The sequence below is a fragment of the Methylocaldum sp. GT1BB genome (genome assembly GCF_051027545.1).
Lineage (GTDB): Bacteria > Pseudomonadota > Gammaproteobacteria > Methylococcales > Methylococcaceae > Methylocaldum.
The window spans coordinates 5,199,640-5,226,168 of the sequence record NZ_CP194902.1 but is presented as its reverse complement, the minus strand read 5'-3'; the positions used below and the strand labels follow the sequence as shown (position 1 = coordinate 5,226,168).

The 26,529-nt window shown below is 59.7% G+C and carries 18 protein-coding genes; 10 read left to right on the top strand and 8 right to left on the bottom strand.

The genetic code is table 11. The annotated features are described in order from the left end of the window. Window positions 1-4: 4 nt before the first annotated feature. Window positions 5-1,279: a nucleoside recognition domain-containing protein gene (locus ACR2TX_RS24405; RefSeq protein ID WP_434130896.1), complete on the bottom strand. Its 1,275-nt coding sequence runs from the start codon at window positions 1,277-1,279 to the stop codon at window positions 5-7. A gap of 204 nt (window positions 1,280-1,483) precedes the next feature. Beyond that, on the bottom strand, window positions 1,484-3,886 hold the full coding sequence (locus ACR2TX_RS24400) for a DNA translocase FtsK (protein ID WP_086133121.1): 2,403 nt from the start codon (window positions 3,884-3,886) through the stop codon (window positions 1,484-1,486). An 84-nt stretch (window positions 3,887-3,970) separates the two neighbouring features. Between ACR2TX_RS24400 and trxB the strand changes: the two genes are divergently transcribed. Continuing rightward, a complete protein-coding gene (trxB, locus tag ACR2TX_RS24395; protein ID WP_434130893.1) occupies window positions 3,971-4,930 on the top strand; it encodes a thioredoxin-disulfide reductase in 960 nt (319 codons plus the stop codon). A gap of 102 nt (window positions 4,931-5,032) precedes the next feature. Continuing rightward, window positions 5,033-5,203, top strand: a complete 171-nt coding sequence (locus ACR2TX_RS24390) for a rubredoxin (protein WP_077729473.1) — start codon at window positions 5,033-5,035, stop codon at window positions 5,201-5,203. A 175-nt stretch (window positions 5,204-5,378) separates the two neighbouring features. Here the strand turns inward: ACR2TX_RS24390 and ACR2TX_RS24385 are convergent, their stop codons facing one another. Both ACR2TX_RS24385 and ACR2TX_RS24380 read right to left on the bottom strand, forming a co-directional pair. Continuing rightward, window positions 5,379-7,058: a GTPase gene (locus ACR2TX_RS24385; RefSeq protein WP_086133122.1), complete on the bottom strand. Its 1,680-nt coding sequence runs from the start codon at window positions 7,056-7,058 to the stop codon at window positions 5,379-5,381. Window positions 7,059-7,061: 3 nt separating this feature from the next. Further along, window positions 7,062-8,969, bottom strand: a complete 1,908-nt coding sequence (locus tag ACR2TX_RS24380) for a GTPase (protein ID WP_434130891.1) — start codon at window positions 8,967-8,969, stop codon at window positions 7,062-7,064. 566 nt (window positions 8,970-9,535) lie between these two features. Between ACR2TX_RS24380 and ACR2TX_RS24375 the strand changes: the two genes are divergently transcribed. Beyond that, the gene (locus ACR2TX_RS24375) at window positions 9,536-10,987 is read left to right on the top strand and encodes an alginate export family protein (protein WP_434130889.1); all 1,452 of its coding nucleotides are present in this window, start codon (window positions 9,536-9,538) and stop codon (window positions 10,985-10,987) included. A 262-nt stretch (window positions 10,988-11,249) separates the two neighbouring features. Beyond that, window positions 11,250-13,622 carry a tetratricopeptide repeat protein gene (locus tag ACR2TX_RS24370; protein ID WP_434130887.1) on the top strand — a complete coding sequence of 791 codons (2,373 nt, stop codon included), beginning with the start codon at window positions 11,250-11,252 and terminating at the stop codon, window positions 13,620-13,622. Between the two features lie 266 nt (window positions 13,623-13,888). Here the strand turns inward: ACR2TX_RS24370 and ACR2TX_RS24365 are convergent, their stop codons facing one another. Continuing rightward, window positions 13,889-15,349, bottom strand: coding sequence for an arylsulfatase (locus tag ACR2TX_RS24365; protein ID WP_077729479.1), 1,461 nt, complete (start codon window positions 15,347-15,349; stop codon window positions 13,889-13,891). 173 nt (window positions 15,350-15,522) lie between these two features. Beyond that, the gene (locus ACR2TX_RS24360; RefSeq protein ID WP_086133967.1) at window positions 15,523-17,217 is read right to left on the bottom strand and encodes a sulfatase-like hydrolase/transferase; all 1,695 of its coding nucleotides are present in this window, start codon (window positions 17,215-17,217) and stop codon (window positions 15,523-15,525) included. A gap of 251 nt (window positions 17,218-17,468) precedes the next feature. Here ACR2TX_RS24360 and ACR2TX_RS24355 point away from each other — a divergent pair, with 251 nt between their 5' ends. The 4 genes from ACR2TX_RS24355 to ACR2TX_RS24340 all read left to right on the top strand — a co-directional run bounded on the left by ACR2TX_RS24355 (window position 17,469) and on the right by ACR2TX_RS24340 (window position 22,123). Beyond that, window positions 17,469-19,916, top strand: a complete 2,448-nt coding sequence (locus tag ACR2TX_RS24355; RefSeq protein WP_434130885.1) for an arylsulfatase — start codon at window positions 17,469-17,471, stop codon at window positions 19,914-19,916. A 185-nt stretch (window positions 19,917-20,101) separates the two neighbouring features. Next, window positions 20,102-20,932: a substrate-binding domain-containing protein gene (locus ACR2TX_RS24350; protein WP_434130883.1), complete on the top strand. Its 831-nt coding sequence runs from the start codon at window positions 20,102-20,104 to the stop codon at window positions 20,930-20,932. A 128-nt stretch (window positions 20,933-21,060) separates the two neighbouring features. Beyond that, window positions 21,061-21,312, top strand: a complete 252-nt coding sequence (locus tag ACR2TX_RS24345; RefSeq protein ID WP_156880661.1) for a GlsB/YeaQ/YmgE family stress response membrane protein — start codon at window positions 21,061-21,063, stop codon at window positions 21,310-21,312. Between the two features lie 220 nt (window positions 21,313-21,532). After that, window positions 21,533-22,123: a hypothetical protein gene (locus ACR2TX_RS24340; protein WP_434130881.1), complete on the top strand. Its 591-nt coding sequence runs from the start codon at window positions 21,533-21,535 to the stop codon at window positions 22,121-22,123. 360 nt (window positions 22,124-22,483) lie between these two features. Here ACR2TX_RS24340 and ACR2TX_RS24335 read toward each other — a convergent pair whose 3' ends face one another. Together ACR2TX_RS24335 and ACR2TX_RS24330 are read right to left on the bottom strand one after the other, a co-directional pair. After that, window positions 22,484-23,908, bottom strand: a complete 1,425-nt coding sequence (locus ACR2TX_RS24335) for an amino acid permease (RefSeq protein WP_434132545.1) — start codon at window positions 23,906-23,908, stop codon at window positions 22,484-22,486. A gap of 420 nt (window positions 23,909-24,328) precedes the next feature. Continuing rightward, on the bottom strand, window positions 24,329-24,778 hold the full coding sequence (locus ACR2TX_RS24330; protein WP_077729339.1) for an SRPBCC family protein: 450 nt from the start codon (window positions 24,776-24,778) through the stop codon (window positions 24,329-24,331). 768 nt (window positions 24,779-25,546) lie between these two features. Between ACR2TX_RS24330 and ACR2TX_RS24325 the strand changes: the two genes are divergently transcribed. After that, window positions 25,547-25,840 (top strand): GNAT family N-acetyltransferase, encoded by a 294-nt coding sequence (locus tag ACR2TX_RS24325; RefSeq protein WP_434130879.1) that lies wholly within the window; start codon window positions 25,547-25,549, stop codon window positions 25,838-25,840. Window positions 25,841-26,014: 174 nt separating this feature from the next. Continuing rightward, window positions 26,015-26,458 carry a hypothetical protein gene (locus ACR2TX_RS24320; protein ID WP_434130877.1) on the top strand — a complete coding sequence of 148 codons (444 nt, stop codon included), beginning with the start codon at window positions 26,015-26,017 and terminating at the stop codon, window positions 26,456-26,458. Window positions 26,459-26,529 lie beyond the last annotated feature (71 nt).

Below are 26,529 nucleotides of genomic sequence, written 5' to 3'. Positions count from 1 at the left end.
GTTCTTAACCAAAAAATCGATAGGTAACCGCAATGGCCGCAAGCACCCCGGCCATATCCGCCAGAAGCCCGCAGCCTACTGCATATCTCACGTTTTTGACACCGACCGCTCCGAAATACACCGCCAGCACGTAAAAAGTCGTCTCGGTGCTGCCCTGAATGATGGTGGCGAGTCGTGCCGAAAAGGAATCGACGCCGTAGGCGCGCATGCTGTCCAGCATCATCGCGCGCGCCCCGCTGCCGCTGAACGGCTTGATCAGCGCGGTCGGCAGGGCGTCGACGAAGCGCGCGTCGATCTGGACGGCATCGCAAAGAAAACGTATTCCGGACATGATCGCTTCCAGGAGCCCGCTCGCCCGCAATACGCCGATGGCTACCAGCATCGCCACCAGATAGGGCAGGATGGCGATCGCCGTGTGAAACCCTTCCTTGGCGCCTTCGACGAAGGCTTCGTAAGCGTTGATCCGCTGGCGAACCGCGCCGGCCAGGAACATGGCTATCAGCGAGAACAGCAGCAAATTGCTGAAAGCCGCCGAGTTCCGCTGCATCTCGTCCTGAGCCAGGCCGCCGAAATAGAGCGCCAGGCCGGCTACCGCCAGAGCGAATCCGCCGAAATAAGCCAGGACGACCGGATCGCGAAGACCGATGTGCTGCCGCAGGGCGACGCTCGCGAAGCCCACGAACGTGGAGCAGAAGGTCGCCATCAGGATGGGAACCACGACATCCGCCGGATGAGCCGCGCCCATCTGCGCCCTGAACACCAGAATCGACACCGGAAACAAGGTAATGGACGACGCATTGATCACGAAGAACAGGATCTGGGCGTCGCTGGCGGTGTCCGGCTTTGGGTTCAGGCTTTGCAGCTCCTGCATGGCCTTGATGCCCAGCGGCGTGGCGGCGTTGTCGAGGCCCAGCACGTTCGCCGAGAGATTCATCACTACCGCCCCCATGGCCGGATGATCCGGCGGAACCTGCGGCATCAGGCGGCGGAGCAAAGGCGTCAGCCCACGGGTAAGCAGCCTGAGAAAGCCGCCGCGCTCGCCGACCCGGAGAATTCCCAGCCAAAACGCCAAGGCGCCGGTCAATCCCAAGGAAATTTCGAAAGCCGCCTTGGCGCTGTCGAACACCGCTTGCATCAGCCGGGCGAAAATCTCGGCATCGCCCAACCATAGCCACCGGGCCAGTCCGGAAACGAAGGCCGCCATGAAAAAGCCGACCCAGAGGTAGTTCAATAACAAAACGTAAGTATCGTAGGATGGGTAGAGCGAAGCGAAACCCATCGATGGTGGGTTAGGCGCGCATCGCACCGACTCTGGAAAGTTCCTTTGGTGTTTCCGCGCGCCGAAACCCACCGGTTCCGCGGCCTTGCCCGGTGGGTTACGGCGCGCAGAGAATCCAGCAGCGACGGCATGGTTGATGGCTGCGCGCGCCTAACCCACCCTACATCTGATACATGCATCGGAACTCTGGCTTCGGCGAGGTGCTCAGACGTCGGGCGGCGGCGGAGCCAAAACCTCGCGGCTTCCGTTGGTTTCGGCGGGACCTACGACGCCGGCCTTCTCCATGTCCTCGATCATCCGGGCCGCGCGGTTGTAGCCCACCTTGAACCGGCGCTGGACGCTGGAGATGGACGCCTTGCGCGATTCGGTGACGAAGCGCACGGCTTCGTCGTACAGCGCATCCAGCTCTTCTCCGTCTCCGCCGCCGGGGGACTTTGCACCGGAAAAATCGCCGCCATCCTCGGAGAAGCGGGTAATCTCGTCGATGTAATTGGCGCGCCCGGTCCGTTTCAGGAACTCGACGACATTATGCACTTCCTGGTCGGACACGAAGGCGCCGTGCGCCCGCATCGGCAGTCCGGTGCCGGGAGGCAGGTAGAGCATGTCGCCGTTGCCGAGCAAGGCCTCGGCGCCGCCCTGGTCGATGATGGTGCGCGAATCGATGCGCGACGACACCTGGAAGGCGATACGGGTCGGGATGTTGGCCTTGATCAGGCCGGTGAGGACGTCCACGGAAGGCCGCTGGGTGGCCAGAATCAGATGCAGTCCGGCGGCGCGCGCCTTCTGCGCCAGGCGGGCGATCAGTTCCTCGACCTTCTTGCCCACGATCATCATCATGTCCGCCAGTTCGTCGATGACGATGACGACATAGGGCAGGGGCGTTAGGGTAGGGGGCTCTTCGCCCTCCAAGGCTTGGTCGGCGGACCACATGGGATCGCGAATCGGTTGACCGGATTCGATGGCCTCGGTGACCTTTTGATTGAACCCCGCGAGATTGCGGACGCCGAGCATGGACATCAGCTTGTATCGCCGCTCCATTTCCGCCACGCACCAGCGCAGGGCGTTGGCGGCTTCCTTCATGTCGGTCACCACCGGCGTCAATAGATGGGGAATGCCCTCGTACACCGAGAGTTCCAGCATCTTGGGATCGATCATGATCAGGCGGATCTCGTCCGGCCGTGCCTTGAACAGCATGCTGAGGATCATGACGTTGACGGCGACCGATTTGCCGGAGCCGGTGGTGCCGGCCACCAGAAGGTGAGGCATGCGGGCCAGATTCGCCACCACCGGCTGGCCGCTGATGTCCTTTCCGAGAACCAGGGTCAGGGGCGAGCCGGAGTGCTGGTAAGGTTCGGACGAAAGCACCGAATGGAGCAGTACGGTTTCGCGCTCCTCGTTGGGGATTTCGAGGCCGATCACGGATTTGCCGGGAATGATTTCCACCACCCGGACGCTGGTGACGGACAAGGCCCGCGCCAGGTCTTTCGCCAGTCCGCTGATCCGGCTCACCTTGACGCCGGCCGCCGGCTGGATTTCGAATCGCGTGATGACGGGGCCGGGATGGACCTCGGTGACCTGGACCTCCACGCCGAAATCCGCGAGGATCGTCTCCACCAGTTGGGACATTTCCTCCAGCGCCGCGTCGGAGTAGCCCCTGACCTTCGGAGCGACATTGTTGAGCAAATCGAGCGGAGGCAGTTCGCCCTCGTTCGGCAAAGGCGTGCTAACCGGCTTCGCAGCTTTTCGGAACCGGAACGGTTCCCTGGGTTCCTTGGGCTCTTTGGTGTCTTTGACTTCCGGGGGCTGAGGTTTGCGTTTGACCGTGGGCTCGATTCGCTTGGGCTTGACCTTATCTCTCGGTGCGTCGATCCGAGGCTCGCTTTCTTCGCGCTGCCGTTCCGGTCGGAATGTTCCGGCAAGCGCTCGGAACGCGGCGAAAAAGCCGTTGGCGACCATCAAGCCGCCTTTCCCCACCGCGTCCAGCAAGCCCAGCCAGGAAAGGCTGGTATAAAGCGATACGCCTGCCAGAAAAAACGAGATGAGCAATATGGTGGCGCCGGTCGTGCCGAACGCGCCGGTCAATAGTCCGGCCGCTTCCTGGCCCAGGATGCCGCCGCTGGTCACGGGAAGAGGAAACGGCAGACGCAGTACGTGAATATCGGCCAAAGCGGAGCCTGCCGCCATCGCGGTCCCGAAACCGAACCAGCGAAACAGGTAGTTCGCGGCGCCGGAGGGTTCTTTCGAGGCGGGGCCTTTGTAGATAGCGTAGCCGTAACCGGACAGCAAAAAAGGAAACAGGAAAGCCGGTATTCCGAACAGGGAAAGGGAGAAATCCGCGAGCCAGGCCCCGACCGCGCCGCCGCCGTTGGCGATGGGATGGCCCGTGCCGGTATGCGACCAGCCCGGATCACTCGAGTCGAAAGTCATCAGGGAGATCAGGAAAAACAACGAAATAGCCAGGTAAATCAAAAAGGCTGCTTCGCGCAGCCCTCTGACCAGTACCGAGCCCAGATCCTGACCGATCGTGAGCTTTTTGTAAAACTGCGACAAAATTCTCACCAAATCAAATAAATAAATGACCGGGGTATTGTTCAAAATCGGCGTCATTTAATCAAGAGCCGGGGTTTACGCCCCAAAAACTTATCGTCATACTTGGTATTTTGTTGTTGCGATAACCCAACCGAGGAGCACATGACCGAACAAAGACATTGCCGGTTGTTGATCTTGGGATCCGGTCCGGCTGGATACAGCGCCGCCATATATGCGGCGCGCGCCAATCTGAACCCGGTCCTCGTCACCGGTATCCAAATGGGCGGACAATTGACCACGACCACGGAGGTGGACAATTGGCCCGGCGACCCCGAGGGACTGCTAGGGCCCGATCTCATGGAGCGCATGCGCCGTCACGCCGAACGCTTCGAGACCGAAATCATCTTCGATCACATTCATACGGCCGATCTGTCGTCCAGGCCGTTCCGGCTGAGCGGCGATTCCGGCGTATATACTTGCGATGCCCTGATCATCGCCACGGGTGCTTCCGCCCGCTATCTGGGCCTGCCGTCGGAGGAAGCGTTCAAGGGCAGAGGCGTATCGGCGTGTGCGACCTGCGACGGATTTTTCTATCGGAACAAGCCCGTGGCGGTCATCGGCGGCGGAAATACGGCGGTGGAAGAGGCCCTTTATCTCGCCAACATCGCATCCCACGTCACCGTCGTGCATCGGCGCGATAAGTTTAGATCGGAAAAGATTCTTTCGGAAAAATTGCTGGAACGTGCGCGATCCGGCAACGTGACCATCGAATGGAATCATGTGGTGGACGAAGTGCTGGGCGACGACTCGGGCGTCACCGGGTTGCGCATCAAGAGCGCACAGGACGGCTCGACCAAGGATTTGAGGCTGGATGGTGTCTTCGTCGCAATCGGCCATACGCCTAACACCGAAATATTCGCCGGGCAATTGGAGATGCGCGACGGTTACATCATCGTGAAGAGCGGACTCGAAGGCAATGCGACGGCGACCAGCGTGCCGGGCGTATTCGCCGCTGGCGATGTAGCCGATCCCGTTTACCGCCAGGCGGTCACGTCTGCCGGTTCGGGATGCATGGCGGCGCTGGATGCCGAGAAATACCTGGACGGTATCGGAGGCGGCTGATCGCCGTCTCGCTTAACTCTTGAAAAAAATGCGAGCGGCCGGACACGTCGGCTGCCCGCAGGATTGCTCGAATAAGAAGATCAATTAATGGAGCCGTTATCCATGTCCCAATATCGAAAGTTCATTTGTTCCGCTTGCGGTTATGTTTACGACGAGGAACTGGGCGATCCCGATTCCGGCATCGCGCCCGGCACGCGTTGGGAAGACATTCCGGACGACTGGGTATGTCCCGAATGCGGGGTGGACAAAAGTTACTTCGATGCCATGGAGTAAGCCGGGCGAACTCGGGCACTTCGTCGGCAAAGGACTGTCGACCTACGAGTTAGCTGTAGTAGGTCGGGAATCCTTTCCCGACATGACGAGGCGGGAAACATGACGGGTCGTCGGCAACGGATTGCCGACCTACAACCTTCCCGATCCACACTGCTAAACCTTGATGAACAACGTTCTAGCCGACGGTCTTCTGGCGCTTTCGGACGGACGCCGGGAGAACCCGTTCCAGCAGTTTCGAACCCTGAACGGCTTCGGGAGCTTGGGTTGGCGATGAAAGGCTGGCGATCCGGCGGCCTTCTTCCATCAAGGCCTGACGTTCTTGCTCCATCTCCCGGAGCAGTTCCGTCACCCTATCGCCGCTCAGATCCAAAGCCAGCCCGATGCCGTCTCTCAGTCCCTTGATCGCGGTGCGTTCGGCCGAGGGCTTCAGCTTTCGATAAAGAAAATAGGGCAGCAGCCAGGACAGGGCGATGAGCAATACGCTGTGTATCGCGAAATCGGTTCCCAGATAGCCCAGGTGGTAAAGCGCGCTTTCGTAATAGCCTTTGACGACTTGGTAGGAAACCCATCCGATCGCGATCAGCGGTAGGAAAACCGTCAGGAAGCCGGAAAGTTTCAGGAAGAAACGTTGCAGCGCGTTTCCCGGATTGGCCAATGCCAGCCGCAGCGACCGCTGCCCCTCCGAGAGAACGGTGCGGCCCACTCCGCCCGCCAACTGGTCCAGCCGCGTCTTGAGCGGGACCACGGCAAGTCCCCGTTCGCCGGCTTCGACAATCAAATGATCCAGCGCGTCCCGATACCGACTTTCCGCCCAGTCATCCCACAAGATCGATTCGGGCGGCGCTTTTTCGGATCGGGGTTTCTCGTCGGGAGATTTGGTCAAATCGATGCGCCGGCGGAGCAAGCTGGTTTCATGGGTGACGAACGCGCGGGAGACCTCTTGGATCGGCCATTCCAAGCCCTTCATCAAATCATCGTGCATTTCCTGCCAGATCCCGGACCAATTCGGTTCCAGGCCGGCGTAACCGTCGCGGTTGCCGAGTTTTTCGAGACAATCGTGCAAAGCGTCCCGAAGCGCATCGAGGCGCAAGGTTTCCGCCCGCATCTCCAACTGATGGATGACATGGCGGTCGGCCATGTCCTGGAGGATGGCCTGCAAAGTCTCGAAATCGTCGGGTTTTCGCTCTCCTTCGATTTCGCGGCTGTCGGTTCGGAGCAAGATGGGATTCCTGAAACCGGCCTTGGTCAGCAGTTTAGCGAAATCTTCGATCTGAGCGGGGTGGCCGTGGTCCCACTGGTTCATGACGAACAGCCAGGCGTGCTCGCCGCCGTGGGCCTGCAGCAGGCGCCAGCCTTTATCGTCGCGATAGCGCTCGGGGCTGACCACGTAAATCAAAACATCGATGTGAGGCAGCCAGTCCAGCACGAGTTCCCGGTTGCTCTGTTCGATGCTGTCGATGTCGGGCATGTCGATCCAGAGGATTTGCCGGCGCCGGTCGTCGTGGTGATAGGCCGTGCGCACCCGGTCGATGGGAAAGTTCTTCGGGAGGTGTTGGATTTTCACCGAATCGTGGAGATAAAGGGACACCTCCCTAGAAGTAGGGCGCTCGACGCCGGTTCGGGCGATACCCTGGCCGGCAAGCCGGTTCAGCAGGGTGCTCTTGCCCACGCCGGTCCCGCCGAAAAAAGCCGCAACCAAGGGGCGGTGTGCGCCGGCTTCGAACAGGGCCGCCGGCGTTCCGATGTCCACTTCGTTTAGGGCGTGGATGTCCCCTGACGTGAGCCATCCTTCGGCTTGGGCTTTTTCCGCCCAGCCCTTTGCAGTCGTCAGCAGTTGTTCGAAGGGTATTTGCATGGCTTAAACCAGTTGCGCTTCGGCCGACTCGATGGCCTCGGGGGAAATGTTGAACTGACGGGAGGTGTCCATCTGCCCCGGTAGACCGTTCAAATAGGCATGAACGGTTCTGTCGAATAATGCTTCCACGGCTTTGAACTGCTTCTGCTTGAGGTCGGCCGCCGCTTTGCTCATGTAACGCCCCAGCGCGCTCTCGGCGAGCATGGTCGTCAGCGAGAGCATGGCCGGTGCGATGATGAAATCCTGCACGCCGATGCCGCCGGTATGCAGGGCCACGGCCAGTGCTGCAGCGTCGGTGGTGACGCGGGTGGCCCTGAGGCCATTCAAGACTGCGGGATGTTCCCGCAGGCGATCGTACAGACTGTGCGCGGTTTTCTCGATCTCCGGTTGAAACGCCCGAATATATTGGTCGACAGCCAATTCGTAGCGGTTCGTCAGGACCGGTCTCGTGGTTCTGAGCAGTCCTGCCATCTCTTTCCACCAGGCTTGCCGGGACGGATCGTCGTCGCGTTTCAGAAGAATGGTTTCGCTGATGCGTATGAACAGGTGTTCGGCGGCTTGGTGCAGGATCGCAGCCTCGCCGCTGATGCTCTGCTGGCGGCGGCCGCCGACGGCCTGGCCGAGTTTTACGATCTGCCGCACCGGCCAGGTCACGATCTTGCGTGCCGTGAGCAGCGTGCCCGCGAGGCCTGGAATTTCCAGCAGCGTCAGGAGTTCTGCCAGCGCTCGCTGGAATGTCTCGTAATGGTGGGGATGGTTGAGATAATCCCGCTTGTAAAGATTCAGGCTGTCGCGGACGGCCTCATCGACCAAGCTGTGCCATTCGGTCTTGAGGCTGTGCTCGGCCTTGACCGGCGCCAGCCAGTCGCGCCAATGAACCTGGACAAAATGCTTCGCATTCTTCGCGTGCCGCTCGCGACGGACTTCCCGGATCGCCCGATCTACGGCGCCGAGAAGTTGTGTGCGCTCGCTGTGCAGCAGGGCAAAGTCGTCGACCTGAATGTTTTCCAGATAAGGGACGGTAATGATGGGCGGAGGCGGGTCCCGCCGGGCGTTTCGCCACTTCTCTTGGAGCGATCCGACCAAAGTCTGGTAGGACGTTTTCTCGATTTTATTCAAGCAGATCACGGTCGGCTGAGACAACGGCTCCAATAGATCGATCAGTTCCCAGACCGACAAGTCGGCGTACTTGTCCTTGCTCAATATTAGCAAGACCACGTCGGCCAAGGCCGCCACGCGCAGGACGGCTTGCCGGTACTCTTCGGCATCGACGGAATCGAAATCCGGCGTATCCCAGAGTACGGACCCGCTCAAGGCATGACGCGCATCGGCTGCGGTCTCCAGTAGCGCGAAGCAGTCGTAGCGGTCGGACGGAAGCACATCCCGAGGGCAGCGCTGGTATTGCCGGAAATAGCCGTCGATCCATTCCACGCGGTCGGGCGGGAGATTGATGCAAAACCCCTGCGGATGAACGGTAAAACCGGCGAGCGGACTGACTTCGGCAAGCTTCTTCTCGAGCAGCCAGTTGATGACCGAGCTTTTTCCCGCTTGCGTGGGGCCTAAAACGGCAATCTGTAGCGGATGATCCTTCCTCGACCGATTCAATTCTCCCTTTTCCAGTACCGCCTCGCCGAAGCTTATGGATTGCAAGTTTCTTCGCAATTCGAGGAAGCGTGCCTCATCGTCCGGCGGGACGTGCTTCGAGACACTTTCATAGCTCTGCTTCAAGCGGCGGATAAAGGAAAGCATGGTCTGGGGAGCTAAAGAGACATCCACGTTGCTGAAAGGCAGATTGTACACGATGGCATTGCGCACGCGCTGGTCCTGAAATTGGAAGGCGCTACCTTCCCGATTGCTGGAGGACATGGGCTGTGTCAGGAAATTGTAGTTCTGTTGGTGAAAGCGTTGCATGTCCACACTATTTTGGCCGAGGAAAACTGTAAGAGTTCGGCTGGTTTCGCGTGGAGACGCATCTCTAAGAAGCTGTCTTCAAACTACTGCGCGCCGCCATGCCGGCGTTGCTCAAGGGCTCAAAATGCTGATGAAAAACATCCCTGTTTTTCACTCACCACATCCCTGTGGTTCGCCCCTACGGGCGGCCGAGCCGTGCAAATCGGCTATCCTGCCGATTTGTCACCCTACCGGGCGCGCTACCGCGCGTCCCATTTCTCTCCTGGAGAAATGGTCATGTACTCCTCGGTACACTCCGGTTTTGACTCGCCCCATCCCTGGGGCTCGCCCTGCGGGCCAGCCTAACGGCTGTTCCCTCCGCGGGTCCCGTGGCTTCGGGTCGCCCTTTCGCGCCTTGGCCTGACGTCGCTCGTGACGTTTGAAGACCGCTTCTAAGCATTCGATTTTACACGTTATTTCGGCGCTGCTCCGATGTTGGTCGTATTGCATCTTTATGTTGTAATTTCATAACAAATTTTGTGCTGGGGCCATTCGTGAAGAGAAGCATAAAAATAGCATGCGGCGTTGTGCTGATCGCAGCATCCCTTCAAGGTCAGGCTGCCGTCGATCAAAAAGAGGAGAAGCCGAAGACGGGCGGTCGTCCGCCGTTCAGTTGCTTCGGCAGCCAAATGAACGATTATTTGGCCGGTGTGGTGCCGGCGCGCCCCGCTCATAATGCGCACGATATGTTGGGTTTGCCGGGCTGGTTGAACTTCAGCATAGAGCATCGCACCCGCTATGAAGTACTGGACGGACAATTCCGTGCCGGAGCCTCGGGCGGCGACCAGCAGATTCCTATGCAAACTTGTGTGTTTCTGGAGGCGAATTTCGAGCCTTTCAGAATCGGCGCAGAATTTTTGGATGCACGGGAATACGGGGCCGACGAAGGCTCGACGCTCAATAACACCCATGTCAACGAAGCGGACTTTTTACAGATCTACGGCGCCTGGTCCGACGAGGACGTGCTGGATTCGGGACTCGGAATGGAAGTCAAGGCGGGACGGCAGACCATGAATTTGGGCAGCCGCCGTCTGGTCGCCCGCAACGTTTTCCGCAATACCATCAATGCCTTTACCGGCGTGACGTTCCGATTGAGGGATGGCGAGGGGAAATGGCAACTGCGCGCTTTCGCCACTCAGCCGGTCAACCGGCTACCCGCCAGCCAGGCCGATCTGCTGGATGGGGTACACGAATTCGACGAGGAAGAATACCGTACCTATTTCTCCGGCTTGTTCTTCGAGGCCTCCGACTTTATTTGGGGCATCAACGGTGAGGCCTACTTATTCCACTTGCACGAAGAGGACCGGCCCAACGGCGCCACCACCAACCGCCGTTTGTTCACGCCCGGCGTGCGCTTAATCAGGCCGCCGCGAAAAGGACAATGGGACATGCAGGTGGAGACCATCGCCCAGGTCGGCGAATCTCGGGCGACGATCGGCCGCAACGACACGCGGGATCTGTCCCATGAAGCCTGGTATCAACACGCCTCCTTGGGCTATACCTTCGATATGCCCTGGTCGCCCCGGTTCTTAGCCCAGTACGACTACGCCACGGGCGATGAAAATCCCAACGACGGCAAGAACCAGCGTTTCGACACGCTATACGGGGCGCGCAGGTTCGAGTTCGGTCCCACCGGGATTTTCGGCGCCTTCGCCCGCAGCAATATCAATTCGCCCGGTTACCGGCTTTTCGTCAATCCGCGCAGCGATTTGTCGGCGTTCGTGTCCCACCGGATGTTCTGGCTCGCATCGGACAAGGATCAATGGACGCCGGCGAGACTACAGGATAGAACCGGCCGCTCCGGCGATTTCATCGGCCATCTGGTGGAAGTCTCGGCGCGCTGGGATGCGTTTTCCAACGTGTCGTTCGAATCCGGCTGGGCGCGCCTGATCAAAGGCGAATTTGCGAAAGATGCTCCGAACGCGCCGGATCCAAAGGACGTGGATTACTTTTACGTACAAACTTTGCTGCGGTTCTAATCCGACGCGTTTGTCGGCTACGGATTGTTTAGCTACGACATCGTATTCGGGTCTATCTCTCGGTCCATGGAAGCCTTGTGCGGAGCGCCCCCCGCTCTAAAATCATTGGTGCGGCGGTCTAACTGACCGTTAAGGAACGGCAATCATAGTGGAGCAAGGAATGCGAAAACGGAGCGACAAACACCGATCAGGCCGGAATGGCCAATCCCACCGAACCCAGTCCCCCGGTCGAACGGTCAAGAACGGATCTTTGATATCCCCAATGAAACCGCGACGCGCGATGTTTCTGCGGGCGCTGGCCGTCGCTGGCACAGTCGCGGTGATCGGCATTGCGCTTTGGCAGGGACGGCCCGAGCAAACCGTTCCGGAACGCTCGAGGAAAACCGTGGAGAAGGCCGTTGCGCCGGCGCCGACTTACGTCGGGGAACAGGTCTGCGCGGATTGCCATCAGGAAGAGAATCGGCTCTGGCGGGGCTCTCATCACGAGCTGGCCATGCGTCCCGCCAGCGAAGAGACGGTTGCCGGCGACTTCGACAATGCCTCGTTCACCTATGCCGGGGCGACTACCATCTTTTTTCGCCGCGATGGCCGCTTCATGGTTCGCACCGACGGACCCGACGGGCAGCTTTGCGACTATGAAATCCGGTACACCTTCGGCGCGACGCCGCTGCAGCAATATCTGATTCCGCTGCCGGGCGGCCGCCTGCAGGCATTAGGGATCGCCTGGGACACCCGGCCCAAGGCGGAAGGCGGGCAGCGCTGGTTTCACCTCTACCCGGATCAGAACGTGACCCATAGCCATCCGCTGCACTGGACCGGCCTAAACCAGAACTGGAACTACATGTGCGCGGAGTGCCATTCGACGAACGTGAAGAAGAATTACGAGCTCAAGGCGCGGCACTATTCGACCACGTTCTCGGAAGTCAACGTGTCTTGCGAAGCCTGTCACGGCCCCGGTTCGAATCACGTCGCGTGGGCAAAGAAGGAAGGCGACGGACAGCACCACGGCGATGGGAGCAAGGGTTTGGTCATTGCGCTCAACGAGCGCAAGTCCGTTCAATGGATGCCGAATCCGGAAAGCGGCAATGCCGTGCGCTCGGCGCCGCGTCGGTCTACGCGGGAAATCGAAATGTGCGCTCGCTGCCATTCGCGGCGTGGTCCGATTTCCGAAGACTATGGTCATGGTCGTCCGCTGGGCGACACCCATCGGTTGGCGCTGCTGGAGGACGGTCTTTATTACCCGGATGGGCAGATGCGCGACGAGGTGTATGTCTACGGCTCGTTTCTGCAGAGCAAGATGTTTCGGCACGGTGTGACCTGTAGCGATTGTCACGAGCCGCACAGCCTTGGGTTGCGTGCTCCCGAGGGCGAGGTGTGTCTCCAGTGCCATGAGGCTGGGAAGTACGAAAGCCCCAAGCACCATTTTCATCCGCTGAATTCCCGCGGCGCGGACTGCATCGAATGCCATATGCCGGCGACGACCTACATGATCGTCGATCCGCGACACGATCATGGCTTTCGCGTGCCGCGGCCGGATCTGTCCGTCAAATTGGGAACGCCGAACGCCTGCAACCGATGCCATGCAGACCATTCGCCCGCTTGGGCGGCGAAGCGGGTAGAGCAGTGGTACGGGCATACGCCCGAGGGCTATCAGCGATATGCCGAAATACTGCACGACGGTTCCACGGGAGCGCCCGGCGTGGTCGAGCGCTTGCTCGGCCTCGCCGAGGATAAAAGTCAGCCGGCGATCGCCAGGGCGAGTGCGCTGGCTCGCCTGGACCGTGTTCCGAATCCTCGCTCCCTCTCGGTAATCGGCAGGCAGTTGCGCGACGACGACCCGCTGGTTCGCGAGGCGGCGGCCGGTGCGTTGGAAGGCGCGGAACCACAAACCCGTTTCCGGTTTCTGGCAGATTTACTCCGGGACCGGGTCCGCGCTGTGCGCATCGAGGCGGCACGGGTGCTGGCCGATGTTCCGGCGGAACACCTGATGTCCGAACAGCGGACTGCGTTGACTCGGGGTATCGCCGAATACATGGCGGCACAGCGGCTCAATGCGGATCGTCCTGAAGCGCACCTCAATCTCGCGCAGGTGCATGCGGCCCAGCGCCGGTTCGATCGGGCCGAGGCGGCCTTGCGCACCGCTCTGGAGCTGGACCCGGGCTTCGTGCCGGCATCGGTCAACCTGGCGGATCTTTATCGCGCGCTGGGCCGCGATACGGAGGGGGAATCGGTGTTGCGGGAGGCGTTGCGACGCAGTCCCGAAAGCGCCGCCCTGCACCATGCGGTCGGATTGCTGCGGGTGCGCCAGAAGCGCATGTCCGAAGCCTTGGCGGAGTTGAAACTGGCGGTTAGCTTCGACCGCGGCAACGCCCGCTATGCCTACGTCTATGGCGTAGCCCTGAACGGCGTCGGGCAGGCGCAAAAGGCCATTGCGATGCTTCAGAGCGCACTCCGGCAACACCCTTTCGATCGGGATTTGCTTTTTGCGCTCGCGAGCATCTACCGAGACAACGGGCAGCCGCACAAAGCGCTCTCCTACGCGCGGACTCTCGCCGAATTGGAACCCGAGAATCCGGAGAGGGCAGCCCTGGTAGCGGAGCTCCAAGAACAGGGGCGGCGCAAGTCGAGGGATTGAGCGGTGGCTTGTTTTTACACACTTTAGGAATATATCGAGACGCTTCCGTCGGCAAAGGATTGCCGACCTACGCCGCTGGTGGAGGTGTTGCGAAAACAGGTTCAACCAAAGCCGAGCGATTGATCTGCGGCCTGTGACTACACACTTGGAAAATGTTTAGTGTTGTCGTCGGCAAGGGATTGCCGACCTACAATCGCTGAGTAGGTCGGCAATCCCTTGCCGACAAATGCGCCTCTTCGTGCGCATTCGAGGCCCTCCCAGCCGAATTACCTCGATACTCCCCCCAAGGCGCATGAGGGAGGCGGTTTGTAGGAGTCCAGGGAGCCCACCGGCACGTTCGGACACTGTTCGACGCTGCGTCGGAAATCGGTCGTGATGGTGTTCGCATAAAAGATCCAGGTGTTGTAGGGCTCGGCGGCCTGCCGCTCTTCCCGCGGATCGCGGGTCAGGTCGACTACCTTCGGCGCGGTCGAGAAGCGCTCGACCGGACTGTATTTCGTCTCCTGCCAGGCGTAGTGGATTTTCCAGTTCCGCCACTTCACCGCCCTCAGGTCGTCGCCCACATAGATCACGAAACCCTCGCGGCCGGAGTCTTCCCGTTTTCCCAGAAAGAAATCGGCCATGTCGATGCCGTCGATGGGGCGGTCATCGGGAACCTTGGCTCCGGCGAACGCCGCCAGCGTCGGGAAGATATCCACCAGGTGCACGATCGCGTTGTTGACGGCGCCGGCAGGCACTTTGCCCGGCCAACGCATGATGAAGGGCACCCGTATGCCGCCCTCCATCGCCGTGACGTAGGTGCCGGCCCAAGGTCCGCTCCAGCCGCTGAATTGGCCGTCTCCGGCATCGGGGTCCTCCACCCCGTTATCGGAGGCGAAGATCACCACCGTGTCGTCCTCGACGCCGAGTTCGGTGAGGGCATCGAGCATTCGGCCGACGTAGTGGTCGGTCTGCACCAGCATATCCGCATAGTCGCCGTGGCCGCTCTTTCCCGCGAAGTCGGGATGCGGGAGAGTGGGATAATGGGTCGCCGTGAGCGGCACATACGCGAAGAACGGCTTTCCGCTTCTGACGTTGCGTTTCATGAAATCGATCGCCCGCCGGGTGAGTTCGGCGTCGATCAGCCGGCGCTCGTTCAGATCGTAGAGCTTGACCCGCTGAGGCTCGCTTCCCTTGCGGCCCTCCATGATCCAGGGCTGGTCGGCTTCCGGAACCTGGGCGTCCGCCGGGACCGAATACTCCTGAAGCACTTCAGGCGTCGTCCAGACGGCTTCGTCGGTACTGTTGGGGATGCCGTACCATTCGTCGAACCCCTGATCGGTCGGCCAGCGTCCGGGCGTGCGGCCGAGGTGCCACTTGCCGAAGGCGCCGGTGGCGTATCCGGCGTCGGACAGCGCCTCGGCAAGAGTCACCTCCCATGGCACGAGGCCGTAGAAGGAAGTCCCGATCGGCACATTCTGCGCGCCGCTGCGGACGGCGAGCCGCCCGGTCATCAGCGCCGCGCGGCTCGGCGTGCACTGGGCCTCGGCGTTGAAATTCTCGAGCCGCATGCCTTCCGCGGCGAGCTGGTCGATCCGCGGAGACGGCGCCCCGCGCAGCGCTCCGCCGCCATAAGCGCCCCAGTCCCCCCAGCCGGTGTTATCGGTGAGAATCAGCAGAACGTTCGGCTGGGCGGCCTGTGCCTCCGCGCAGATGAGGGGCTGGAGCAGAGCAAGGCAAAACGCCATCAGCAGCGGTCGCCTTGTGAGTGGAAACGTGTGGCGTTCAATCATTCGATGCCTCTTATCGGTCGTAGGGCGGCGCCGTTCATCCCCTCGAGAGTGTGGCCGCGACGCCGCCCGTATCGGGAAAAGACCGCTCCCGCCGCATTGTGGCGGGACGCTTCACTATCGAGCCACCTTCAGAAGCCTATCTTGATGTTGGGCGGGTACTTTTCCAGGACGGCTTCGTAGCGTTCGGCTTCCTGGCTTATCACCGTCGTGACGGGGAGGTGCCTGATGCCTTCGCCGACATCTTCGCCCGGGTTGGTGTAGAGATTGACGACCGCGCCTCCGGGGATCGTTTCGACGATGGCACCGGTGAACCCGCCAGTATAGCCCCGGTCGAAGACCGCCTGCTCGAGCTCGACGACCATATACATTTTGAATTCATCGAGGCGAATCGCGGACATTTGATCACCGAGGGTATAGATGATACTGCGGCGATTCGATTCGCCCTCGTCGGCCAGCAGGAACGAGGTCTGGTCGATGCCGTCGATATAGTACCCGGTCGCGGGCACGTACTTGGCCACCTCGGCGCCGGGCGCTCCGGCCAGAGATGCCGCGGTGTTGAAGAGGTCGGTCAGATCGAACAAGCCGTCCGAGATTCTGGGCTTGATCACCCCTTTCCAGTAGGCGAAAGTCGGTACCCGTACGCCGCCTTCCCAGGTCGAGCCCTTGCAGCCGCGGAACGGGGTGCGGCCGTGGGGCGGCACTTCGCATTCGGGTCCGTTGTCGGAGCTCAGGATAATCAGCGTGTTTTCGATTTGCCCACTGTCCTCCAGGGCCTTGTACAAGCGGGCCAAAACATCGTCCATTTCCACCATGCAGTCGCTGTAGACGGTGCGCGCCGGGGACTTGCCCGCGTACTCCTCGTTGGGATAGTTGTCGAAGTGACAGCCTCGGGGCGCATGATAGAGGAACCAGGGCTGGTCGTTGTCGGCTCTATCCCGGATGAATTTTTCGCTGTAGGCGGCCCAGTCCTGATCCAGGTTCTTGATCGTCGTCAGGTTGATCTCGTAGGTGTTTTCGCACTGTTTCTGACCCTTCACGCAGTGCACGTTGTTGCGGTTGAAGGGCAGTTTTTCCATCATCTCGGTCCGCGAAGGACTCAGGGCGATTTCCGGGTTGAAGTACACGTCCCGCCACTCTGTGTACATGTCCGACACCGACAGGAAGCCGTAATAGTCGTCGTAACCCACATTTTGAGGCAGGGACCCTTCGTTCTCGCCCATGTGCCACTTGCCCACGCCCTGGGTGAAATAACCCAAATCGTCGAGCACGTCGGCGATAGTCACCGCCCCGTCCAGTCCGCCGGGTTCGGCGTACAGGGCCGGCCGCAAGAGCCCGTGGTGCAGGGGGTTCTGACCGGTATGAATGCTCGCTCGGGTCGGGGTGCAACTCGGCGTCGAATAGGCCGAGGTCAGGATCAGACCTTCCCGGGCCAGCTTGTCCATGTTCGGGGTGGGGTTGCCGACCGCGGTGCCGCCGCCGTTGAACCCTGGGTCCATCCAGCCCACGTCGTCCATCAGGAAAATAAGGATATTCGGCTTCTTACCGAATTTCTGTTCCAGTTCGTCGAGCTTCTGCCGGGCTTCCCGCTCCTGGTCGGCGTGCGGGATCACCGGTTCCATGTTTTCCGCGATGCTTTCCGCCTGAACGTGAAGGTATTGGTTGGGATGGTCGTACCCCGGGGCGTCGGTTTGGCCCGTGGTCGATCCGCGGGTAATGTCTGCGGCAGTCGCAGCCCCGGCAGTCAGCATCACGCTCGCCGCGAACGCGCATGTCAGCACGATCGAGTTGCCGCCGCTGGGACGTGGTGGTTTCCTACCGTACATGCTGTGCCTCCTTGTCGGCGTGTCATGCTCGTTCGACTCTCTCGCCGCTCAAGAACGATCGAGAGCCAGCCGACGATGCGCAAGATAACGCCTATTTGACAAGGGACGCGGACAACGATTCACATTTGAATCACGTTGTCGAACTTCGAAGGCGAAATCATCCTTGAGAGGAACGCACAGGATCGTTCTTCCGAGGCAATTCCTGTCTAATTGAGGAAGGAAAGGAAGCGAAACCACGAAAGGAGATCGAAATGGACGCACCCCGTTTTCAGAAGCGGCGCTTGGGCATGTTCCCCTGGTTGCCGTTCAGGGTGATCATACTGCTGGCGTTCTCGCTTGCCGCCGCATGGGCAGAGGGCCCGCGCGGCACGGTGCTGCCCGCGCCGGAGCCTGCCTTCAAGGGCAAGATCGGACGCACTTACAAGGACTCTCAGCCGGACAAGATTCCGGTTGTCAAAGCGCCGGCCGGTGCTCCGAACGTCCTGGTGGTTTTGATCGACGATTCCGGGTTCGGCCAGTGGGGCACCTTCGGCGGGCAGATTCCGACGCCCAATCTCGACCGGCTGGCGAAGGCCGGGCTAAGCTACACGCGTTTCCACACCACGGCTCTCTGTTCGCCCACCCGCGCGGCTCTTCTGACCGGACGCAATCACCACTCGGTCGGTACCGGCACGATCACGGAGACCGGCACCGCCTATCCCGGCTACACCGGCCAGATTCCCAAGAGCGCCGCGATGGTCTCCGAGATTCTGCGCCAGAACGGCTATAGCACCGCGTTCTTCGGCAAGAACCACAATGTCCCGGACTGGGAGACCAGCGTATCGGGCCCCTATGACCGCTGGCCGGGACTGCAAGGCTTCGATCATTTTTACGGCTTCCTCGGCGGAGAGGCCAACCAGTGGGCGCCGGCGCTCTACCGCGACCATCAGCGGGTGGAGATGCAGGTTCCGAAGGGCCGAGAAGGGCGCTACACGCTCAACGACGCGCTGGCGGACGAGGCCATCGACTACATCTTTCAGCAACAGTCGGTCACGCCCGACCGGCCGTTCTTCGTCTATTACGCTCCGGGCGCGACGCACGCCCCACATCATGTGCCGAAGGAGTGGCTCGACAAGTTCAAGGGACAGTTCGACCAGGGCTGGGACAAGTACCGCGAAGAGACCTATCAGCGCCAGCTCAAGCTGGGCGTGATCCCGCCGGATACCAAGCTCACACCCAGGCCGAAGGAAATACCGGCCTACGACTCGCTGACGCCCGACCAGAAGCGGGTGGCCGCGCGGCTGATGGAAGCCTTCGCGGCCTACACCGCCCAGACCGACTACGAGGTGGGCCGCGTGCTCGACGCCATCGAGCAGGTCGGCCAGTTGCACAATACCGTCGTCTTCTGGATCATCGGCGATAACGGCGCCTCCATGGAAGGCACTCTCTACGGCGCTTTCAACGAAATGGCGGCCATCGGCGGTTTATCCGAAGATCCGGCTTTGCTGGTGCAGCACCTGGACGAAATCGGCGGGCCCAACGCTTACAACCATTACCCGGTGGGCTGGGCCTGGGCGATGAACACGCCGTTTCAATGGGGCAAGCAGGTCGCCTCGCACCTGGGCGGCGTACGCAATCCGATGGTGGTTGCCTGGCCGGATCGCATCAAGGACAAAGGCGGCATTCGCACGCAATTCCACCACGTCATCGACATCGTGCCGACCATTTTGGAAGCGGCCAAGATCCCGATACCCACGGAGGTGAACGGCGTCAAGCAGAAGCCGATGGAAGGCGTCAGCATGCTGTACGGCTTCGATAATGCGAACGCAAAAGGCACGCGGCAGGTACAGTATTTCGAAATGTTCGGCAACCGGGCGCTGTACAGGAACGGCTGGATCGCCGCCGCCCGTCACGGCCGGCTGCCGTGGACCACCGGGACCTTCGATTTCGACGAGGATCAATGGGAACTTTACGACCTGGATCGCGATTTCAGCGAAGCCGACGATCTGGCCGCGAAACATCCCGACAAGCTCAAGAAGCTTCAGGACGAGTTTTGGGTGCAAGCCAAGAAGTTCCAGGTTCTCCCACTGGACGATCGCTTGACCGAGCGTACCGATCCCGGCTTGCGGCCCAGCCTGATCGAGGGACGGACACGGTTCACCTACTACCCGGGAGGTGCGCGCATTCCGGAAGGCTCGGCCGCTCCGGTCAAGAACCGCTCGCACATCATTACGGCAGAGATAGAAGTGCCCCAGGGCGGAGCGGACGGCGTACTCGTTGCCGAGGGCGGCGTGGTGGGAGGCTTCGCCCTCTACGTCAAGGACGGACGGCCGGTTTACGAGTACAACTACGTCACCCAGGCCCGTTACAGCGTAACCGGCTCGGAGCCGCTGTCTCCGGGACCGAATACCATACGCATGGAGTTCCGCTACGACGGTGGCGGCATAGGCAAGGGCGGCACGGCGGCGCTTTTCGTCAACGACAAGAAGGCCGGCGAAGGCCGGATCGAACATACCACCTGGGGACGTTTTTCCGCCGACGAAACCTTCGACATCGGCGAAGACTCGGGATCTCCGGTAAGCGCCGCCTACGCTTCGCCCAATCGGTTCACCGGCACCTTGAAGAAGGTGGAAATCGATGTTCAGCCCGCGAACCTGAGCGCCGACGATCGGGAAAGACTCCGAAGCATGGCGTCAAAGGCGAGGCAAGTCATGGACTAAGGGCCGGGGAAGGCGGGTCTTGCGATACCCACCCTCGGGGAACGTCATTTGGTCGTTTCAGGCTGGGCGATATTCGTCTGACTTTTGCGTTTTCGCGATGATGAGCAAAAATAGCCGGGACGTGGATGGTGCTCGTCCATGAATTTACCTACGTTTCCGATCGGCTCTTCAAAAAAGGATTCAACATGCTAAGAAATCGTCTTGTTGTTCTCGGCCTGATCGCCTCGGTTGTTTTTACCCCCCTGGCCCTGGCCGAACAGGTGCTGAAAATGGCGACCACGACGAGTACCGAGAACACGGGGCTCTTGCCGGTGCTTAATGCGCCGTTCGAGAAAAAGCACACGGCCAGGATAGACGTGATCGCCGTAGGCAGCGGCAAGGCGATGAAACTGGGCGAAAGCGGCGATGTCGATATCGTCTTCGTGCACGATCCCGATGCGGAAGAGAAATTCATGGCGGCGGGAAACGGTGTGGACCGCAAGCCCGTGATGCACAACGACTTTGTCGTCGTCGGCCCGGAAACGGATCCCGCCGGTGTCAGGAACGCAAAGACCGCGGACGAAGCTTTCAAGAAAATCGCCGCGGCCAAGGCGGGCTTCGTTTCCCGCGGCGACGAATCGGGAACCCATGTCAAGGAAAAGACTCTTTGGCGGAAAGCGGGGCTGCGGCCGGAAGGCGAATGGTATCTTTCGGTAGGGCAGGGCATGGGAGCCGTGCTGCGAATGGCCGACGATAAGGCGTATTACGCGCTGACCGACCGGGGAACCTTTCTCGCGAGCAAGGACAAATTGACCGTGAAGCTTCTATTCGAGGGAGATCCGGCACTGTTCAATCCCTATCATGTCATGGCCGTAAATCCGAAGAAGCATAAACACGTGAATTACGAGCTGGCCAAGAAATACATCGACTACGTCACGGGCACGGAGGGGCAAAAAACCATTGCCGACTTCAAAGTCGCCGATCAGCCGTTGTTTTACCCGGACGCGATCTCGAACGCAGAAAAATCGAAGAAATAGTTCGGAGGAACCAAAACCCTGAAAATGTGCCCAATTTAGAGGATTATCCGAATCCGGATACCGATATCGCGGGAACAGTTGCGCCACTGATGTTCCCGATTTTGTTATCGTAACAGGGAGATATCGATATGTTGCTTTGGATTATTTTCGGCGGGATCGCCGGCTGGGTAGCAAGCCTGATCGTCGGTCGGGGAGACGAGATGGGAATGCTGGGTAATATCGCCGTGGGTATCATAGGCGCCTTTCTCGGCGGCTGGATTGCCGACCGTTTGGGATTCGGAGGAAAGCCGGGTGTGGAGCGTCCGACATCTTTGATAAGCTTCGCGACAGCGGTGCTCGGTGCCGTTATTTTTTTAGCCATTCTCAATGCCTTGATTTAGTGCGGAGTTCCGGAGAATCCGGTGTGTCTTGCCCGCCGATCGTAGGCGGTGGAGTTCTCCAGGACGATGTCGTTTTGGGGCGAGTACGAGAAACGGCTAAGGCGATCGTTGCAACCGGAAGTCTTGATGATTCCGAAGGCGGTGTAAACCGCTGAGCGAGGCAAAGGCCTCATGCCCGAATAGAGAGGCAGACTCGCATAGATTTTCGCGGGGGATGATAGTGAACAATTGGTCAAAGAATGCTTTGGGGGGATTCCTCGTCATATGGGCGTTTTCCGGCCCCGCCACGGCCCAGAAGTTCGGTCCGGAGCCGGACGTTGACGAAGGATTCGAAGAAGTGGAATCGGCCACCCTCAATGACGTCGATCTTGAATTCAGCGAGGACGAGCGGGTGAGGCTGAAGGAGCTGAGAGCATGGCTGCATCAGCGTAGTCGCGAAAGAGCGCGAGCCGCGGCGTTAAGTTCCGGAGACGTGGATGAAGCAAGCCGATTTGATTCGAGTGCCACATACCGAACGGTGCGCCCGCCGCAGCTCCTGCACGATGCACGAAACTGGCAAGGCCGGCCCAGGCTGCATATCGGTCGGGTACCCGACGATCGAGTGCGCGGCAGCTACGAGCCTCTCGATCCGAAAACCATCGTTTCTCCACGGCGGCAACCGACTCTAGACGCGGCCTCCGGGCGTCAAGCCGGCACTGCGGCGCCGCTGGAAACCAAGGCCAAAAAAAGCCGCGTCAGGCTGGTCTGGACCGCCGATGTGGCCCGGCACAAATCCGATTCATCCCCATCCTCCTCCAACGGCCGCCGCTGACATTGGCGCAGTTCTCGATCGGACCGGCTTGTCTATCTCTGGCTATGGCAGGCTAGAGCATTTTCCGATTCGGTGTCAGAGAGTCCAATATGTAGGTCGGCAATCCCTTCCCAATCGCAAACGGTCGCTTCAGTCGCGACCCTTCCAATCGCAAACGGCATCTCTGGGAGCGCCAGAGCTGCCCTTCCAATCGCAAACGGTCGCTTTAGTCGCGACCCTTCCAATCGCAAACGGCCGTCCTGGGAGCGCCAGGACGCCCCTTCCCACAAAGTCCTTTGCCGAGCCGATAAGTCGGCAAGGGATTGCCGACCTACGTTCTTCCCGCCCGACACGAAGCCGTACACCGGGATGAAAAACGCTCTAGATCTCGCTAGTCTGCGCCTCTTCCGCTTTCGCGAGCTTGCTGTGGCGTACCGAGTAGACGAAATAGACGATCAGTCCGATACCGAGCCAGATTATGAACCGGTACCAGGTGGTTGTCGGAAGAAAAACCATCAGTGCTCCGCACGAGAGGACGCCGAGTATCGGGAGCACGGGGTTGGCCGGTGTCTTGAAAGGACGGTGCATGCCGGGGTCGGTGATGCGGAGAATCATGACGCCGAGGCAGACGAGTACGAATGCGAACAGCGTACCGATGTTAACCAGTTCGGCAAGTTCGCTCAGCGGCACGAAACCCGCTACGGATGCGATCAGAAAGCCGCACAGGATGATGACTCTCACCGGCGTTTGGGTTTTCCGGTTGACGGTCGAAAACCACGGAGACAGGAGACCGTCGCGGGCCATCGCGAAAATGATCCGGGTGAGCGCGTAATAGAGCACAAGCATGACCGTGGTCAGCCCGGCAATGACGCCAGTCGCCACCAGTGCGGACGCCCAGTTCAAACCCAATAGCTGGAGCGCGTGGGCCACGGGAGAGGACACGTTGAGTTCCGTGTAGGGAACAACCGCGGTCAGCAGGCCGGCGACCAGGATATAGACCAAGGTACAGAAAGCCAGCGCCGTCACGATGCCGACGGGCACGTCCTTTTTCGGGTTGCGCGCTTCTTCGGTGGCGGTCGAGACGGCATCGAACCCGACATAGGCGAAGAAAACGATGGACGCTCCCGCGAAAATGCCGATAGGTTTGCCCTCGGCCGTGTGGTCGAACCAGCCGAAAGGCATGAAGGGCTGCCAGTTGGCCGGATCGACGTTGAACAGCGCGACCGAGACGAATATGCCTATGGTCAGCAGCTTGATGAAAACCATCAGCGAATTGAGCCGGGCGCTTTCCTTGACCCCGATGATCAGCAGGATCATGAGAATCAGCACGATGCCGGCCGCCGGAAGATTGATGATGCCGCCCAGCTCCGGCGCATGGGTCAGGTAATCGGGCAGCGGCAAACCGATGGCGGTCAAGGCGTTGTTGAAATAGCCGGACCAGCCGTTGGCCACGGCGGCTACCGAGAGCCCGTATTCCAAGATCAGGTCCCAGCCGATGATCCAGGCTGTCAGCTCGCCGAACGCTGCATAGCTGTATCCGTAGGCGCTGCCGCATCCGCCGACGCTCGAGGCCAGCTCGGCATAGGCCAGCGCGGCGAAGGTGCAGGCGAGACCGGCGATCACGAAGGAAATGATGACCGCGGGCCCCGCCTGAGTCGCGGCGGCAATGCCGGTCAGTACGAAGATTCCGGTACCGATGATGGCGCCGATGCCGAGGAGAGTCAGATCCATCGCTCCGAGGCAGCGTCTCAGTCCACTGTCCTGGAAGTCGTCCGTGGTAGTTCTTTTGGTGCGGAAAATCTGCATCATCGAATTCTCGCGGGCTGGTTTTATTAAAGGAATTATGCCTGATAAATTCGACCGATGACGATTTCCGCCGTCCAGCGAGCGGGAAATCTCGATTGGAGCGGAGGGCCGCCCCGCACGCGGTTGTCGTGGCCAAACCTGTCGTTGATCGACAATCCCTTGCCGACAAATGCGTCCGTTCGCCGGGAACGGCCAAGCATTCTCGCCCCGCCCTCCCCAAACTCCTTATTCGGCCAAACAGGAGGGCGAATTGGGGAGGACGTAGCGAGAGGGGACAAAGCGGGTTTGGAATGGAGAGCGCTTCGTCTCGGCTTGCTTGGACTGCGCTCCTTTGGTTTTCAGTCAAAAGGCGATGGCCGATCGGGACTTGAAAGATGACGCGGCAAGCCGTGTTCCGCAGCCATCTCTCGGAGCCTCGCTTTAGTGGATTTCACCGCGCCAGGCGCCGGTTTCGTGTCCCCGTGACTCGAGAAAGTCCCTGAAGTTCTCCAGGTCCTCTTCCACGTTGGAAGACACCATTCCGAGCATATCGCCGACCTTCTCCATCGTGGTCTCGGGCTGATATTCGATATCCACGCTGACACGGGTGCGGTCGCCGCCCACCGGCTCGAAACTCACGATCCCGTGGTTCTCCGGTCCGGCCGTGGTACGCCATGCGATGCGCTGATCCGGTACCTGCTCGACGATTTCGGTGTCCCATTCCTTGTGTTTTCCGCCGATCTCGGCATGCCAATGCACATGGCTATCGTCGATCTGGCGCACCTCCACGATGTTCTCCATGAAACTGGGAAAATCCTCGAACTGGGTCCACTGGTTATACGCAACTCTTACCGGCACGTTGACCTCTATGGATTTGTGCACGCTTGCCATTTCACACTCCTTCGGATCTGGTCTATTCGGTTTGTCCGGAATGCACCGGTCGAACGATGCATGGGTTCAATAAGTCGTTACCGATGGTGCCCAAAGCGCCGCAATCGCCGCCGTTCGATCACTCATCAGCTCAAAAATTAGACACCGGGCGATTGGCACGGTTCGAAAGGAATCCAGAAGCCAAGGGCGGCGTATGCCCGGATCACATCCGTGTGTTTTGGATGCCGGCATCCAGAACAAAGGTCTGCAATTCGGTCCGGCTCCATCCTTGGCTTCTTCGGCCACTTTTCCACAGAACGCCGAACCTTCGGGAAAACCGCTTCGGTCATCGCGTATCAGTCTTATCAGGCCGAGTTCGTAAGCTTTTTCTGACTTGACGCGGGTAACAAGAACAATTCAGCATTCCGGCGCTTAACAGGATGGCGAAAAACTCTGACTGGTGCGCCGGGCGCCAACGGCGTGACCATATGAATGCCCGTCCGGCTTACCTGAAACAGTCCGTAGGGCGGGTTAGGCGATAGCCGTAACCCGCCTTGCCGCGGAATCGGCGGCTATCGCCTAACCCGCCCTACGAGCTGACCCATTCACGATTGGGCTGTGTGGCATAAGCGGTGAACAATGGATTACGAACTTAGACCTGCTACTTCTGATGACTACGCATACTGTTACCGTCTCACCAAGAGGAACATGCATGATTTATTCTGTAAACACTGGGGAGGCTGGGTTTCAACCGAGTTCCGTAACGGATTCGTCGTTGAGAACATAACCATGGTGATCATTGCCGGTAAACGAGCTGGTTACCTCAGCGTAATCAAAGAACCCACATCGATTTACATCGACAACATCCAGTTATCCCCTGCCCGGCAGGGCCAAGGTATTGGCACAAAGCTCTTGAACCGTCTACCTGCTACTTATTCAAAGGTCAGCATTCGTCTTACGACCTTTGAAGACAATCCGGCCAAAAGGCTGTATGAGCGAATGGGGTTTGTCGTCGTAGAAAGAAATGGCATGACAGTTAAGATGGAAAAACAGCCTAACGAGGCGGTGTACCGGAGCTGCTAACGCGGCCCGATTACCGGTGACGTTAGCAAAACGGCCCACGCTTTGGTTATTCGCTTTGATTTTTTTACGCAAAATGACGAAGTTCACTTAGCTGAACCAAGCCGAAGTTAAAACAACAAAAGCTTGACCCAGTCACCAAGCGCCGATTGTTCGGCACATGAGGCCACGTACCATATGTCCATCGCAAAGCTCAGATACTCAGATCTCCTTGATGCCTTCGAATTCGTGAGTTCCGGCGCGCCCTTTGACGGCAGGGCCTTCATCGATCGGGACACCGGAACGATTCACTATTTGTCACCCGAGTTCGACTTCGAAGAAGAAGTTCCCGACGATCTCGAAACATCAGACAGGTACGTCGAAGTTCCTCACAAGCACGATCTGGACTTGGGGCATAACCTGGTATTGTCATTCGTAGAGCAAGAACTCCCCGGCGAATACGAAACCGTTTCCGAGTTTTTTCGAAAGAAAGGCGCTTACGGTCGCTTCAAAGATTTCTTGAATAGCCGAAACCAGCTTGAACGCTGGTACGAATACGAATCCCGCGAGACTGAAAAGGCGTTGCGCCTTTGGTGCGACGAAAACGCCGTTGAGCTCACCGATGATTCATCTGTGGCCTAACCTCTCGGTCAACCGGGCCGTCTGCTGGTTGCGCTTGCAGGTTCCCGCCGCCTTATCGGCTGCTGCCCGGT

Excerpts from the sequence above, each read along its gene's own strand:
- ACR2TX_RS24385 (WP_086133122.1), bottom strand. The coding sequence starts at position 7,058 with ATGCAAATACCCTTCGAACAACTGCTGACGACTGCAAAGGGCTGGGCG.
- ACR2TX_RS24365 (WP_077729479.1), bottom strand. The coding sequence starts at position 15,349 with ATGGCGTTTTGCCTTGCTCTGCTCCAGCCCCTCATCTGCGCGGAGGCA.
- trxB (WP_434130893.1), top strand. The coding sequence starts at position 3,971 with ATGACCGAACAAAGACATTGCCGGTTGTTGATCTTGGGATCCGGTCCG.
- ACR2TX_RS24360 (WP_086133967.1), bottom strand. The coding sequence starts at position 17,217 with ATGTACGGTAGGAAACCACCACGTCCCAGCGGCGGCAACTCGATCGTG.
- ACR2TX_RS24350 (WP_434130883.1), top strand. The coding sequence starts at position 20,102 with ATGCTAAGAAATCGTCTTGTTGTTCTCGGCCTGATCGCCTCGGTTGTT.
- ACR2TX_RS24405 (WP_434130896.1), bottom strand. The coding sequence starts at position 1,279 with ATGGGTTTCGCTTCGCTCTACCCATCCTACGATACTTACGTTTTGTTA.
- ACR2TX_RS24330 (WP_077729339.1), bottom strand. The coding sequence starts at position 24,778 with ATGGCAAGCGTGCACAAATCCATAGAGGTCAACGTGCCGGTAAGAGTT.
- ACR2TX_RS24400 (WP_086133121.1), bottom strand. The coding sequence starts at position 3,886 with ATGACGCCGATTTTGAACAATACCCCGGTCATTTATTTATTTGATTTG.
- ACR2TX_RS24325 (WP_434130879.1), top strand. The coding sequence starts at position 25,547 with ATGGTGATCATTGCCGGTAAACGAGCTGGTTACCTCAGCGTAATCAAA.
- ACR2TX_RS24355 (WP_434130885.1), top strand. The coding sequence starts at position 17,469 with ATGGACGCACCCCGTTTTCAGAAGCGGCGCTTGGGCATGTTCCCCTGG.
- ACR2TX_RS24390 (WP_077729473.1), top strand. The coding sequence starts at position 5,033 with ATGTCCCAATATCGAAAGTTCATTTGTTCCGCTTGCGGTTATGTTTAC.
- ACR2TX_RS24370 (WP_434130887.1), top strand. The coding sequence starts at position 11,250 with ATGAAACCGCGACGCGCGATGTTTCTGCGGGCGCTGGCCGTCGCTGGC.
- ACR2TX_RS24345 (WP_156880661.1), top strand. The coding sequence starts at position 21,061 with ATGTTGCTTTGGATTATTTTCGGCGGGATCGCCGGCTGGGTAGCAAGC.
- ACR2TX_RS24320 (WP_434130877.1), top strand. The coding sequence starts at position 26,015 with ATGTCCATCGCAAAGCTCAGATACTCAGATCTCCTTGATGCCTTCGAA.
- ACR2TX_RS24335 (WP_434132545.1), bottom strand. The coding sequence starts at position 23,908 with ATGCAGATTTTCCGCACCAAAAGAACTACCACGGACGACTTCCAGGAC.
- ACR2TX_RS24380 (WP_434130891.1), bottom strand. The coding sequence starts at position 8,969 with ATGCAACGCTTTCACCAACAGAACTACAATTTCCTGACACAGCCCATG.